Raw genomic sequence first — 14,395 nt, 5'->3', positions numbered from 1 at the left:
GACCTAAACTGAAGAGGTCGACTCAAACAACGGAGGCAATCTCATGTCCACTGTTCAGTACCTCGGAATTGATTTGGCAAAGAATGTCTTTCAGCTGTGTGGCCTTTCGAAATCCGGAAATGTCGTCCTCCAGAAACGCCTGCAACGCAATGAACTTTTACGAGTAGTCGCCAGGATTGAACCCTGCACAATTGGGGTCGAGGCGTGTACTGGAGCATTCTATTGGCAGAGGCAGTTTGAAGAGCTTGGTCATTCCGTGAAAGTGATCAGCCCACAGTACGTGAAACCCTTTATCAAAGGGCAGAAGAACGATTTCAACGATGCCAGAGGTATCGCCGTTGCCGTGATGCAACCGACGATGCAGTTTGTGCCGTCAAAGTCGGTTGAACAACAGGATATTCAGGCTCTACACCGGGCCCGACAGCGAATCGTGAACCATCGAACTGCAACGGCTTGTCAGATTCGTGGATTACTACTCGATCGAGGCATCCCGATCGGACAGGCGATTTCCAGGTTGCGTAGAGCGGTTCCGCTAGTTTTAGAGGATGCTTCCAATGGCTTGAGCTTTCGAATGAGGCGCACGATCTGTGAATTATATGACCTCATGATCAGCTTGGAGGAGCGCATCAAGTTCTTCGACAAAGAAATCGAGGCGGTATTCAAGGATTCAGAAGCCTGTCAGCGCATCTCAAAAATTAAAGGGGTTGGCCCCAAAACCGCAACCGCTGTAGTCGCCGCCATCGGCGACGGTCGTGAATTCAAGAATGGCAGGCACTTCGCGGCCTGGCTTGGTCTAGTTCCGAGGCAGCATTCTAGCGGTGATCGAAACGTTCTAATGAATATAACCAAGCGCGGCGATCAGCATCTTCGAACACTCCTGGTGCATGGTGCTCGGTCTGTTGTGCGAACCTGTCAGTCGGATGCAACCCTATTCAATGACTGGGTTGTACAGCTGAAGGAGCGACGAGGTTTTAATAAGGCAACGGTCGCAGTTGCTAATAAAAATGCGAGGATCATTTGGTCGATCCTGCGGAACAAAACCAACTACGTCTGCTCCTAGCACGTCGTCAACGAATTGCGAAAGCACTGAAAATGGCAATAAGGTCGAACCATCACGTTCAGACCCTGATTTTTATACTGATCTTTGAGATCGTCCAGTTGTTGAGGCGAACGTGAGCGGACTCCCCATTTGGGCACAGCTCTATCTCTCGGAGAAACTGATGCCGGATAGATGTATGCAGTTCGGATCCTAATGCCAGAAGTGCTTGCAATAGGGAGGTAGTCCATAGATGTAAAAGGTCGCATTGCTCATGCCGTGCTCACGGCATAGCTCCGGAACCGGCACGCCGTTCTCGGCTTGCTTGAGGATCGACAGGATCTGGCTGTCGGAAAAGCGTGACTTCTTCATGCAGAATCTCCCTGCGGATAGCTTACGGAAAATTCTACTTATGAACACCGCTGTTTTTCGGGGGGATTACCGATCCAAGTTCGATACGTTTAAATTCTATCTCGGCAGAATGATCGTGAGCTTAAAAAAAAGGATTCGAGGATACTCCCCGCCGACAGGCTTCTAAGGAAACAAAAGGAAGTGCACCTTAGGTTCACAACCTTACTATTTGCTTCCAAAATTATGGATACGTTGCAACCACATCAATTAAAGTAGTGTCTTTCCAAATAAGTATAAAGATCTAAACCCTAGCTTTGCCTTGATAGAAAGTGCCAGTTTTTCTTTAGCGAGGGGAACATCTCCTCTGGATAGCGCTTCTGAACCCCAGTCACAAAAAACTCTCGCCCTAGCACTGTTGACTGCGTCACGATGTTCTTCTAAAAATTCAGGGTAATTGTCGCAGAATTGGTCTATGACAATAATATTATCGCAATAGGTTCTATCTAAAAACCTCCCGCTAAGGCTATTTTTAGTCCTAACAATATAAAACAATATTTCCGGTATTTTTAGAACAACGCCGCCATACGCTGCCCTTAACCACAAATCTACATCCTCAGCTGTAGTCAGGTTCTCATTAAAACCTCCTGTTGACTCAAAGAGAGCCTTCGGCATTAGTACGCCTGGAGTTCCAAAATACGGATTTTTAAAAACACTAGGGAACTCTATAAGCTCTGACTCAAAACTATCTATCGAATTACTCCATTGATTGGTAATTTCCTGAGTGAGTGAAGAGACTTTACAACTATCAGTTACACAATACCTCGCAGTGGGATGCTTTTGCATTGCATACACCTGCTTTCTCAGCTTATCTGGGTGCCAGAAATCATCAGCGTCAAGAAATGCGAGTAGTTCTCCACTAGCAACTCTACCGCCATGGTTTCTTGCGGCAGCCGCACCCTGATTGGATTGGTTAACGACGTGAACCTGATATGGCTCGAGGGCTTCGAAAATATCATCAGTAGAACCGTCATTTACAACAATTATTTCTAAACGATTGAAAGTTTGATCCGTAACTGACTTGACAGCCCTGCCAATTGTCGATGCCGCATTGTATGCGGGAATTATGACGCTAACCAACGGCTCTTTCATATTTTTCTCGCGATAACCTTATCAAGGAGGATTTACTGATATGAGACTTTAACTTTGAGCCTCGAGCACTCCCAGAAAATTTTCGCTCACAGGTACAACAATGTTCATAGTAATATCCACTGAATTAATTATTTATTCGAAGACTATCTTTTCGCTATCATTCCGGCAAGCTCTATTCGACTTCCACACCCAAAAATGTGATTAACATACTGGTTGTCCTTAAACACATAGCTTTGCCACATCTCCCTTTGCCTAATAAGCTATGTGAAGGTACTCCTAGCAAGGATCCATACTGCAAGCTCCAGTGACTGACGTACAAACTGATTTGAGTCGATGGTTTTTCGGGGCTTCCAGCCGTGCATGTGCTCGCAAATTGGTCACCTGATCGGATGACACTGCGTCTCGAGAACAACCTGGAAACCGTAGTAAGGGCTCAAAGTAAGTTGGCCTCTCTAGCTAGCAATCGATGTCGGTTACCAACAACTCGCTTGGACGCCCAATTGGTGACTCAAAGAAGTTGAGCAAGTATCATAGCATCCGTTTAATTTATACCGATACCCTGATAGCCTGCGCTCCACAATTTGGCAAAGATTTTAACCCAGAATTTCAGGTAGAACAGAGCTAGCAGCCAAGCTTCGCGCCACGCTAATCAGAGCGAAAGTCAAACGGTTTCGGCTCTTGACAGCATAACAGGTACATACTGATGCGAACGTCCATACTTATCATGTTTCATTGCAAACAAGACACGGGCTATGCCATCAGTTCGTTGGAGAAGGCCTTTAAACAAGCCGCGACCGAAGCAGGCTTTTCTGAAGAGAATATTCTGTGGTCTTACAAGGAAGTCGCTGACAAGGAACCGCAGGCGTTTCAGTTAGACTACTATTCTGAGAACGATGCAATGAACTTGCGTAACATCATTGAAGAGTATCAGATAAGCACAATCCTTGCCTTCGACCTACCCTACCCATCACCTGTTGTGCGCGCTGCTCGCGCGATGAACGTTGAAAAGGTCGTCGCCTACTGGGGAGCCAGTATGAGCTCGATAAACTCAGGGTTGAAGCTTTTCCTGAGACGCTTCCAGTGGATTCTCCAAGCTCGTAGCGCACCAGATTTCTTCATCTTCGAATCCAATGCGATGCTCAGAACCGCTACACACGGTCGAGGAGTCCCCAAATCCAGAACGACAGTGATTCCCCTTGGTGTAAACACTGACACCTATTATCCCGATCCTCATGACCGATCCGCCTACCGGCTTTTCAACATCCCGGAAACTCGAAAGATCATTTTTTACTCAGGACACATGGAGGAACGAAAAGGTGTTAGAGTATTGATAAATGCGATGCTTGAGCTGGAAAAGAGGAAAAAACTTGAGCCGTTTCATCTTCTTATATGCGGGAACAAAGGTAATCAAAGTGAACCTTACGAAAGCATGCTCCAATCCAGCCAAGCATTGGAACATGTTACTTTCGCTGGTTACCGTAAAGATGTTCCTCAACTGATGCGCTCTGCTTATATTGGAACCATTGCCTCGACAGGTTGGGACTCTTTTACTATGTCCAGCGTTGAAATGTTGTCTTCAGGGCTACCGTTGATTGTTTCGGAATTGCAAGGCTTGAAGGAAACCATTGATGACGGCGTTTGCGGATACTCCTTCCCACCAGGCAATTCTGAGATTCTGGCTTCTCTGTGGCAGCGATATCTTGATGATCCAAAGCTGCATCACAGACATTCGAAGGCGGCCAGGCTGAGGGCGGTAACCAATTTTTCAATAGCAAAACAAGTGGAACGTATAGGACAAACCTTGTCGACAGAATTTTGTTATCAGGAGAGCTTGCATATGCCCAAAGAGGGACATCAATGACTTTAATAAAATCCCTGCTCAAACTGATAGGTAAAGAAAACCGGGTTAAGCTGGCCTTCCTTCAGATTCTCTTTCTAGTGGCAGCAGTGCTTCAAGTCGCTGGTATCGCATCGATTGCACCGTTTATTACAATGATCAGTGACCCTGGCGCCATTGAGAACAATAATATTTTGTCCTTCATGTTCTCTTCCTATCCTTTCGAATCTACTACTCGGTTCATGATCACCTACGCGTTCTCTGTTGTGATTCTTCTTCTCATCGGAAATGCCGTTTCTTCTTATGCACTATGGAGGCTATTTAAAACCTCAATGGCGATTGGTGCTCATGTACAGAAAACTGTTTATAATACTTACTTGGACAACGATTTCACCTTTTTTGCAATGAACAACAGTAGCAGGCTTACCTCCAAGGTAACGCAGGAAATTCCAAGAATGGTATACATGGTGGTTCAACCACTTTTAATGCTGATATCACAGCTTTTTATCGCCATACTAATAGTTGCAGGATTACTTTTAATCGATATTAATATTGCCATTATTGCAACATTTATTGTCGGCTCGGTTTACTTTCTTATTTTCAGAAGCATCCGCTCTCAGGTAGTTCAAAAAGGTCGAATTATAACGAATCTCAATCGACAGAAGCTCAGATATCTGAATGAGAGCATTGCCGGAATCAAAGAGGTAAAGCTCAAAGGTAACGAGTCATACTACAAAAACAAAATTGACGAAATCACCAGAACTGGTCTATCAGCGTCTGCATATATATCATTAGCGGGCGACCTCCCAAAGTTTGTTGTAGAAACTGTCGTATTTTCTGCCATCCTAGGGCTTTCAATATACATAATACTGACCTCAGGCACTGCGGGCGAGGCTCTAAGTATTATCAGTCTTTATGCTATGGCGGGGTATAAGCTTCTCCCAGCTGCACAACAAATTTACAAATCTTTTTCTCAGATCAAAGCCAACGCGTCTGTAGTTATCGATATCAATGATGAGATTGAGAGGAGCCAATCCTACAATAATCGCCTCAAGAACCTAGGGGCAGATCCGGTACCTGAAGGAGACACCAAGTTTGAAGACGTCAGCTTCTATTATCCGGGCAGCACTATACCAGCTTTATCGCATTGCAACTTTCGCATTAGACAAAACACTATTACAGCATTTGTTGGCCCATCCGGTGCAGGTAAAAGCACAGCGGTTGACATTTTACTTGGGCTGATAATTCCTGATAGCGGTTATGTACAAGTAGGGAATGAGAATCTTGATAAAAGAAACATCAGATCTTGGCGAAAAAAAATCGGCTATGTTGCACAAGACATATTCATTCTTGATGCATCTTTTCGTGAGAATATAGCGTTTGGTGTACCGTCAGATGAAATAGATGAAGACCAACTTGTAAAAGCCGCCAAGCTTGCTGACATATACAATTTCATCTGTCAGTGTGATGGCAAGTTTGACTTCGAATTGGGCGAGAGAGGCGCTCGTCTCAGTGGGGGTCAAAAGCAGCGAATAGGAATTGCAAGAGCACTATACAAGAATCCATCTATACTAATTTTTGACGAAGCAACAAGTGCCTTAGATAATGTTACGGAACGTAACATAATGAGAGATATCGTTGATTTAGCGAAAACTCATACCGTAGTTATGATTGCCCACCGCCTGACAACGGTTGAACGGGCAGAAAGCATTCTCGTCTTCAATAACGGTAAAGTCGAGTCAGAAGGCAGCTATGAGGAGCTGGCGAATCACTCAGAAACCTTCAGACATCTTATTAATGCCGACCCAACTGAACTAAAAAACAACGCTCTAATCCAGTAACCTTATCAGTATCTAGTATATGCGCACTATTAAGAGCCGAGCAAAAGTAATCATCAACAGTTTTCTCAGACCACTAGGAGTTGAACTGCGGGCAATTGAAGTCAAATCGGACATCCCTAAGGTTTTTAGTTGCCCTATTGAAGCCTTGCTTTTCAGCCAAGGCGGTAAGGAGGCGCTGTTCCACTGTCCAATTGAAAAAGTAACCCATGTTACCGGCTTGGGGCTATCCCATATAGATTGGCATCCGTTTGTTGAAACCATAGTTGAATATCAAGCCAATCCACATTTGACCTATGCGGACAGCAAACTCCATCACTTTTATAGACATTGCCGTCCACAAAACGCAGCAGAAGCCATGTTCGGTTTCCACTTCATGCCCGAAAAATTCAACAACCTCCCCCCACATATGATATTCCTCTCACCATGGTCATCTTTCAACGAAGAAGAGATTACACAGGACACCCTCTGGTGGAACCGAAAAGACAACACTGAGCACGGACGTGCAGATCTGAGCTACCCTTCGGATGGTTGGGCGTTTTTTGGTCCGGTTTCGGAATCCAAGGGCGAACTTGAATTTCGAAGAACCGTCGCTCTTTATGACTCGATAAAAGAACATGGCTATGATTTATCAAGAGGAGGCATCGGTGTTACAGTGCTGAAACGAGGTGGAGACTATCGATATCTACTTGGAGGCGGAGGATACCATAGGGCAATGGCCATGAAAGCCGCTAACTACGAGACCATCATCGCGAGCTTTCATAGGCGGTCTTTAGTGGATGTGCGCGATGTGGATAAATGGCCGAATGTCACAAACGGGTTATGGACTTCATCTCAGGCCTTAGCTTACGTCGACCATCTCTTCGAGTTCTGCTCCATAGATTGGGCAGTAGAAAAAGGGCTATCAACCTACCCTTGACGCAGGCCTGAAAGAATTTCAGCTACAAGAAATACGTCCGCGCTTCTGACATCCTCGTGAGTAGGCAGCGTAAAGAGACGCGCCGCAAAATCCTTGGCAACTGGATAGTCGCCCCTCGTAAGCCACTCGCTAACCCCGTCAACCTGATCAAGGGATTGCCCGTAAAAGCGGCTTGCACCAATCCCGGCTGCGTTCAATGCGTCCACGGCTCTCTCACGCATGTCCATGCTGGGTGCCAGAACGGGATATCGAAGCATTCTATGATTGCTAGCCTGCCACGAGCCTCCATCCAGATCATTCGTTAAGCATCGCCAGCCAAATTTATTCAGCACCTTCAACTCCGTATTATATCGCAAATGAATCTGCGGCCTTGAATAAAAACTATGGATCCCGGCTAGCAATAAATTTTTTGGGATTCTCAGTCTAAAAAGATGCTGTAATTTGTGAAAGCGGGTATCTCCTATTCCTAACAGTGGGATTTTCTCTAACATATAGTAGGGGATCCTCGCCAGGAGTAAGTTGAAAATTTTCCGCTTAACAAACCAGGCTTTTCCAATGGTCAAAGCCTTTACAGGGTAACGACGAAGATTCGATATTGCTTCCTCCGCCATGCTTCTCCTTAGTAGCAACCCACCTCCACCCATTAGATTTATCGGCTTACCTCTCCCAAAACTCAGAACAATACAATCTGCGAAAGGTTTGTAGGAGCTAGCAGGAGGAAAACACTGCGCCGAGTCTTCGATGAGAAGTATATTATTTTCAGCGCATATTTCAGCGAGCAGGTTGAGACGCTCTGACATTCCCAGAAAACCAACAGCGACCAAAGCGACGGTCGACGAGGTAATTGCCTTCCGAATACCTACGTCGCTCATGTACGGAGAGTTTGGCACCAGATCAACTAGAACTGGTCTCGCGTTCTGGGCAACAACTGCAGCAACAAGGTCAGGACAGCCGTACGCAGGAATAATAACTTCGGGGTCTGGAGTCTTCGATTTGCCCTGAATGGCTATAGCGACGGCAAAGGAGAGAGCCTGAGTACCGGAGCCCATATACTCGCTCCGGTAGAACTTTTCCCAAGGCAGCGCGAGACTATCGTCACGACCAGGAAGAGCCACCCGGCTGCCAACGGGCCTAAGTTTACCTATCATAAGCCACCTAAATACGTCCATCCATTAGCGCTTTGACGGCGTCCATACCGTCATCCTGCGTCCATTTAGAAAACCCAAGGTTGCATGGGCAACAGCCAAATTAACCTGAACAAAGAAATAGGGAATCTTCACGAGGGTGTGCATCCGCAACTCAGGCATAAAATGACCCGCAGCCACACATCCGTAAAAAGCCAGCTGCAGTATCAGCGCCAGCGTGTAAATCCCGCCTTTTCCCGCAACAGCAAAAGAGACCAACAGCAGCAACACCTGAAACCAGGGAACGGCCCAGCGCATGAGCTTGTGGCCAAATACCTGAAACGCAAAGCGGCCGAACCTGAACGGATTAAGTACTTCGGGATGCCGGCTCAACGCCGTCAGCCCCCGTATAATGGTACGCACCTTACGCTGATATTCTTTCGACGCGTCCGCCACGTCCTGATAGTATCCAAGGACGTCCGGCGCCGTTACCGCTACCAGCCCCCTGCGGGCGCTATTCAGGGCCGTATTGAAATCACTGGGGGAATATATATCCCAGTTTTCCTGGCATACCTCCTTGCGGGCCGCAAAGAAAGAACCGCTCAACCCCACAAGCCCTGCCCGTTTTGATTCCAGGCCCCGCAACCACATCTCGTAACGCACATAGGCGCCTTCGCCAACCACACTCCCATCCCGGCTGATAAAGCGATCCTCGCTGGAAACAGCGCCCACGGTGGGATCATTGAAATAAGCCACCATACGGCCAATCGCGTCTTCAGGAATCGACGTCGCAACGTCCGAAAAGATCAGGATATCCCCAGTTGCGGCATTGATCGCCTGCAGTTGGGCATGCTCCTTTCCCTTCCTTTCTTCCGCGCGGGCCAGCTTCACGCCCTGGTTCGCGTACTCGCCCACGATCTGGTCGGTTTCATCGCTGGAGGCATCCGAGGCAATAATAATTTCCAGGCCTTCGTAATCCAGAGCCAGGCAGTTCTCAATTTTGTCCCTGATTCGATGGGCTTCGTTATGGGCTGTTACGATCAACGAAACGGCGGGAGGAGTCCCGGGTTGGGCATGCTCGCGCTCCGATTCCGGGCGACGGGGCATAAAACGGAGGATCAACGGATAAATAAAGTAGCTGAACAGTGCTCCAAATGCCGCAAACCAGAATAGAATAACCAGCATCGCTCCCAATCCCTGTGAACCCTTGTGGATGACATCTCTGCACACTACTGGCAGAATCTCTATGGCGATAAACTATACATGGACGAACCAGCCAAAACCATTGGCGAAGCCGACGGAGGCCAAAGGCGTGGCATTCTTCAGATCCCTTGTTAAATCGGGCGCTCTTACCGTGCTGGCCTGTTATGGCTGGCTACGCGTTCGCCTCTCGAAAAAGTCGACGCTGCTGATCCTAACCTACCATCGAATTCTCCCGGCGGATGCGCCAGAGCGTAGCGCCGAGCAACCGGGCATGGTCACCAGCCCACAGGCACTCGAAAACCACATCCGGTTTGCCCGTAAGCTTGGAGCTGAACCCATCCACCTTTCCGACTGGTTGGACCGTAACAGGCAAGGCAAACCGCTTCCAAGGCTCGCGGTTGCCTTCACCTTCGACGATGGCTGGCAAGACAACTACCAGCATGCGTATCCAACTCTCAAGGCACACAACGCCCCAGCTACAATCTTCCTGGTCACCCGAATGATCGACACCGGCAAAACCTTCTGGCCGGAACAGGTGCTCAGCCTGCTGACTACACAAACCATTCCGGAGAACGATCCAACTTTTGAGTGGCTGCGACCTCACCTGCCTGATGAGTCAACTACTGGCGGGAATCGCCCACTTTCCCTTCTGGAAGCCGACGACGTCATTGCACGATTAAAATCACTGGAAGACGCCACGATCATTGACGCCCTTGAACAGGTCTACAAATCGCACCCGGATATGGCCCCCACGGAAACCTCCAGATCCATTCTCAGCGGCTCTGAACTGACTGAAATGGCACAAAACGGTCTTGTGATGTACGGCGCACACACCAGGCACCATTACCGCCTGAACCGTCTGAAAGATGAAAAGACACTCAAAGAGGAAATCGTGGACTGCCTGCAGGACCTCAAATCCCTGGGCGAAGCCGCCATACCGGTGTTCTGTTATCCCAATGGGGACATAACCGGCAAGGGCGAAAACCTGGTTTCCGATACCTACAAGGCCGCATGCACCACCAAAACCGGCTGGAACCTGGCCGGGTGCAACCCTTACGATCTTCATCGCTTTAACCTCCACGACGGTAATAGCCACAGTACCCGGACCTTACTGGCCACGATTGGGCGCGGGCTTTTATGACCGAAGGTAACTCAAAACTAGTCGTCACCCACATTGTTTCAGGTGATTTGTGGGCGGGAGCCGAGGTCCAGGTTTACAATCTCTGCCGGGCATTGAAGGCTTCTGATCAAATTACCCCAACCGCCGTCGTTTTTAACGATGGCATACTCCATGACAAACTAAAAGAACTAGGGATGCCGGTTTCCTTGGCCGATGAAAGCAAGCTGGGACCATGGGCTATCGCACGCTCAATTTCCGCACACTGCAAGGAGCAAGAAAGTGAAATAGTCCACACCCATGGGCCAAAAGAAAATGTTCTCGGCATCCTTGGCAAAGAGCTCGCTAGAGCACCGCGCTCCATTCGTACCGTGCATGGCAACCCCGAAACCAGGCTATCACTAAAGCGCCCACACAAGTGGTTCGCAAACCAGCTTGACATTGTGCTCGGTAAATTACGCCAACAGGCAGTCGTTGCGGTATCCACGCAACTTGAGAAAAAATTAGAACTTCTTTTCCCGGGCAAAGTACACAAGATATTTAACTTTATCGATGTTGACGACATTCGCAGGCAATGGGCGGGAAAAAGGAACCTATCCTACGAAAACCCGAAGATAGGCATCATCGGCAGATTGGTGCCGGTAAAACGGGTTGATTTGTTTATCCAAACAATAGCACTACTAAATCAGAACGGCCTTGAGTGCACTGGCGTGATTATAGGTGACGGCCCTTTGCAACAATTGTTGACGAACTACGCAAAGACTCTCGGCGTCACGGATCGCATTAAATTTATGGGTTTTATGAATCCGTCCATGGAGGCGCTATCAGAGCTAGATTTACTGTTAATGACCTCCGACCACGAGGGATTGCCCATGACATTGCTGGAAGCTCTCGCCCTAGAAATACCGGTCGTTGCACACAACACCGGCGGCATTCCTGAAGTTTTGGACAATGGCCACTGCGGTTGGCTCGTGGACCGCCACGAGGCAGAAGGTTATGCAGATATCATCCTCGAGATTCTAACCCCTTCCCTTCAAAATCGCTCAGAGAAGGCTGAAGCTGGCCTCAACCATCTACTTCAAGTTTTCGAACTCGAAAAAAACATATGCAAATACATAGCCTTATATCAGCAATGACCTGCCGCCACGTGAACCAGGCATAACTGTTTACTAACCTTACGTAAGGTCTCTCCAATCATGTTCTTTACCTCTCTTATTTTAATACAAATAACCAATCAGCTAACTTTATATCAATATGTAATAAAACATACTAAAACCCGCTGACTACCTAAAAGATCCTCTAAGATTAAAGCTACGCCGTAATCTGTCGGCATTGTGTTTACTTTCAGTTTACTATCTCGAATTCGGCCGGAGGACTAGGAGGATTCGAAGGTGCGCCGCTGCTACCATCTGGTGGAGCATCGTAAATTTTAAAGTCATCGACATAAATCCTAGTAGCTTGGGAAAATCCAGAGTTTGCCCAACCTAGAATGTACCCTCCATTAATCATTCCTCCGTTGTCTGGCTCCCAGAAAGGCCAGTCCAGCCCATGAATAAGCTTGTCATTGACCCAAACTTCAGCTCTACCATCGTTCCTGGTTCCGTCTGATCCGGATTTATAATGGATCATTATTTTAGTCCAGCTACCTTTTTGAATAGCAAACTCTCCTGAACCCCCGATAAAATCGCGCGAACTGTCGTCATTAACAGGCCAATTAACTGACCCATCTGGTCGTTGGGTAGTAGACAGGAACCGTCTCATCATTGAATTGCCGCCGCCTTGAACGGCAGACTCAACGGTTAACATCTGTTTTGGAGCACCGTTATAGTTAAGTTGAAAAAACTTATTATTGGAAGAACCAGATTGAGAACGATGGTAGTAATTGTCAGGATACAATATCCAATATTCTACCCATATTTCCGAAACAGGTTTCCCAAATCTGAAACCAAGCTCCCTCCAAGAGTCTTCACCATCAGGGTCCGGACCGAATATGAACTGGGCTGAGTTACTACCACTCCTGGAAGTCACGTTCGACACTGACACATTGGAAGCGCTCCACCTGAAACTGTCTCCATTCTGCATCGAATTAGTTGAGAAATCTCCAGATTCAAAACCATCTTCTATAAGAGTGGACCCTTGAGCCGATGATGCACCTAAAGTAGACAATGCTATCGAGAAGGCTAGTATCTTTTTCATATTAGTCACCAAATTGGTAAACAGTATATTTATAAAAACCAATCCTTTAGATTACTCATTGGCATCCTTATCCAACATATAGCTAGGTTTTAACGATTGATTTGCCCAAGGGAAGAGGTAGTTCTCCCACTGGAACGTTCGAGGTCTATTCCTAAACTTGGCATTATGGGCAAAAAAATCCAGAAACCTCTGCCGAAATACGCTTCTCCAGAAATCTACCAGCCCCCTTAATGTATACAGCAAGCGGACGGTATACAGGTTATCGTGATGAAGACTTAGAAAGTTTTGGTATTCACCCACAAGATCATGACCTATCGGCATTAACAACAACTCGTCAACCGTTGTGGCACTCTTCTTCTGCCCGAATAACGCCCTAGGGATGCCCGCATCTTCAGCAATTCGGCGAGGCACAGGCCTGTCATAGTCACCGCCAAGGCTCCACGGCTTCATTTCATCGGCCTCACTAATTCTTTTGATATCTGCAATGTGCCGAATACCCCAGAATGGAACGGGACAGTGGATAACGCCTTTCACCAACCTATGCTCACAAAAACCGAGCCCAGTAGAATCCTTTCGCTTGAGATAGTCCTTTGGTGCAGCCCCGCCACTCCTCGACCAAACCATATCGCCATTAAATCCCGTGAACATCACAGACGGCCCCGGCGGGTAATCGAATACAGAAAAGTTCATGTCCTGAAGGCTTCCATTGGCAGCCCAATACCAAAGCTCATCACGGAAATTTTTTCGGCCGCTGGAATACTCTTCGCAGAACAAACCAATTTGTGCAGCGATCTTTGCTCCGGAATCTTCACGAGGAATAATGCTTCGGGCGGAGGTAATGGTTAACGCTTTCGCTGCACCTGCTCGCTTGGCAAGCAAGGAAGCCACAGGACTATCATAGCCCCTAGAAATGGTGCTCAAAACGCTTACAGGCCAACTCCTTGCAGGGTCTCTTGCGTTGGCCCCGATCATTTGGGCGCTTCCAAACAAAAACTCAGAATAGTCATCAAAGGTAAGGAAAGGGGCAATTCGCTTCTCTTTTTCGACGACGGTAACTGTTCCTTCACATAATTCGAGATTTTGGAAATAGTGAACTGTCAATTGTCCCCGGCTCACCGCAAACGTCTTTTGGTAGTCTCGCCCTTTAACGACAGTCTCAACCGCTTTGGCGTAACTGTTATCATCTCGAACCAAATCGACTTTTGCCGTGCTCAGCAAACAAGGCAGGGAGTTAGATATCGTGATATCACCATCGTAGCTATGGCACCAGAGACGATCAACTGTTGAGCATGAACTAACAAAGCGGGCGACATCTCCAACCATGCGTAGCCCACTCCCAAAAAAAAGTTCGGACGTATCGAAATCTCTGTCTTCAAAAGAACCAGGCCAAACGCCTTCGACAAGAAAGTCCGAGCCGCTCTCTACTAACTCACCACACCAGACGGTCAAAAAGTCAGATCTGCCCGACTCGAACTTCGCCACCCAGGCTAATACGGGAAATGCACTCCGCGGAGCGCGCTCAACCTCTAGAATCATGTTCGTAAGACTTCCCTTGACGAAGGCGGTGTATCCATATTTCAGGTTAGCTCAAAAAAATCAAAATTTGAATCTAAGCAACGTTAACT

General features: G+C 47.5%; 11 protein-coding genes and 1 pseudogene. 6 read left to right on the top strand and 6 right to left on the bottom strand.

What is annotated here, in order from left to right:
• Window positions 1–43 precede the first annotated feature (43 nt).
• Complete coding sequence (locus R1T46_RS12770) at window positions 44–1,060, top strand: IS110 family transposase (RefSeq protein WP_317305660.1); 1,017 nt, start codon at window positions 44–46, stop codon at window positions 1,058–1,060.
• A 231-nt stretch (window positions 1,061–1,291) separates the two neighbouring features.
• On the opposite strand, the pseudogene R1T46_RS12765 reads toward R1T46_RS12770, so the two are convergent.
• A pseudogene (locus tag R1T46_RS12765) lies at window positions 1,292–1,408 on the bottom strand (transposase); the annotation flags it as partial.
• Between the two features lie 246 nt (window positions 1,409–1,654).
• Window positions 1,655–2,536 carry a glycosyltransferase family A protein gene (locus tag R1T46_RS12760; protein ID WP_317305659.1) on the bottom strand — a complete coding sequence of 294 codons (882 nt, stop codon included), beginning with the start codon at window positions 2,534–2,536 and terminating at the stop codon, window positions 1,655–1,657.
• Between the two features lie 703 nt (window positions 2,537–3,239).
• Between R1T46_RS12760 and R1T46_RS12755 the strand changes: the two genes are divergently transcribed.
• The 3 genes from R1T46_RS12755 to R1T46_RS12745 are packed head-to-tail and all read left to right on the top strand — an operon-like array spanning window position 3,240 to window position 7,130.
• Window positions 3,240–4,397, top strand: coding sequence for a glycosyltransferase family 4 protein (locus R1T46_RS12755; protein WP_317305658.1), 1,158 nt, complete (start codon window positions 3,240–3,242; stop codon window positions 4,395–4,397).
• Window positions 4,394–6,214, top strand: coding sequence for an ABC transporter ATP-binding protein (locus R1T46_RS12750; protein WP_317305657.1), 1,821 nt, complete (start codon window positions 4,394–4,396; stop codon window positions 6,212–6,214). The genes R1T46_RS12755 and R1T46_RS12750 overlap by 4 nt, the downstream gene beginning before the upstream one ends.
• A gap of 19 nt (window positions 6,215–6,233) precedes the next feature.
• Entirely contained in the window at window positions 6,234–7,130 is an 897-nt protein-coding gene (locus tag R1T46_RS12745) for a hypothetical protein (RefSeq protein WP_317305656.1), read from the top strand.
• Here R1T46_RS12745 and R1T46_RS12740 read toward each other — a convergent pair.
• Window positions 7,121–8,278 carry a DegT/DnrJ/EryC1/StrS family aminotransferase gene (locus R1T46_RS12740; RefSeq protein ID WP_317305655.1) on the bottom strand — a complete coding sequence of 386 codons (1,158 nt, stop codon included), beginning with the start codon at window positions 8,276–8,278 and terminating at the stop codon, window positions 7,121–7,123. The two genes, R1T46_RS12745 and R1T46_RS12740, sit on opposite strands and share 10 nt — an antisense overlap.
• Before the next feature lie 24 nt (window positions 8,279–8,302).
• On the bottom strand, window positions 8,303–9,439 hold the full coding sequence (locus R1T46_RS12735; RefSeq protein ID WP_317305654.1) for a glycosyltransferase family 2 protein: 1,137 nt from the start codon (window positions 9,437–9,439) through the stop codon (window positions 8,303–8,305).
• Between the two features lie 127 nt (window positions 9,440–9,566).
• Here R1T46_RS12735 and R1T46_RS12730 point away from each other — a divergent pair, with 127 nt between their 5' ends.
• Together R1T46_RS12730 and R1T46_RS12725 are read left to right on the top strand one after the other, a co-directional pair.
• Window positions 9,567–10,598, top strand: a complete 1,032-nt coding sequence (locus tag R1T46_RS12730) for a polysaccharide deacetylase family protein (protein ID WP_317305653.1) — start codon at window positions 9,567–9,569, stop codon at window positions 10,596–10,598.
• Window positions 10,595–11,710, top strand: coding sequence for a glycosyltransferase (locus R1T46_RS12725; RefSeq protein WP_317305651.1), 1,116 nt, complete (start codon window positions 10,595–10,597; stop codon window positions 11,708–11,710). Before R1T46_RS12730 ends, R1T46_RS12725 begins: the two co-directional genes overlap by 4 nt.
• A 208-nt stretch (window positions 11,711–11,918) precedes the next feature.
• On the opposite strand, the gene R1T46_RS12720 is transcribed toward R1T46_RS12725, so the two are convergent.
• Window positions 11,919–12,770, bottom strand: coding sequence for a hypothetical protein (locus tag R1T46_RS12720; RefSeq protein ID WP_317305650.1), 852 nt, complete (start codon window positions 12,768–12,770; stop codon window positions 11,919–11,921).
• A 51-nt stretch (window positions 12,771–12,821) separates the two neighbouring features.
• Window positions 12,822–14,306, bottom strand: a complete 1,485-nt coding sequence (locus R1T46_RS12715) for a hypothetical protein (protein ID WP_317305649.1) — start codon at window positions 14,304–14,306, stop codon at window positions 12,822–12,824.
• Window positions 14,307–14,395: the final 89 nt, after the last annotated feature.

It is taken from the genome of Marinobacter salarius, assembly GCF_032922745.1.
Lineage (GTDB): Bacteria > Pseudomonadota > Gammaproteobacteria > Pseudomonadales > Oleiphilaceae > Marinobacter.
This window is presented reverse-complemented; position numbering and strand designations above follow the sequence as displayed.